Source organism: Aquabacterium parvum (assembly GCF_001447195.1).
Taxonomy (GTDB): domain Bacteria; phylum Pseudomonadota; class Gammaproteobacteria; order Burkholderiales; family Burkholderiaceae_C; genus Aquabacterium; species Aquabacterium parvum.
In genome coordinates, this window is sequence record NZ_LFRI01000285.1 from 1 (window position 1) to 273 (window position 273).

The window sequence follows — 273 nt, forward strand, 5'->3', positions numbered from 1 at the left end:
CTTCATCGTTGATGTGCGGCCCATCGTTGGAGATCCCGCCGAGGGGTTCATGGAGGTTTTCAAGTACGCCGTCAAGTTCAGCGATCAGCCGGTTGCCGATACATGGCATGCCTTTCAGACGCTCAAGGGGAAACGCATTCTTGGTTCTGCTGGGTGCTTCCGAGGTGTCGAGGTGCCGGAAGAGCTGACCGATGAGCCGCTCGATGAGCTGCCGTATGTCGAGCTGTTCTATCGCTATCTGCATGGAAAGGGCTACGCCGTTTCGCATGCGAA

General features: G+C 56.8%; 1 pseudogene. It reads left to right on the plus strand.

The annotated features are described in order from the left end of the window. A pseudogene (locus ABG80_RS22720) lies at positions 1-273 on the plus strand (protein rep); the annotation flags it as partial.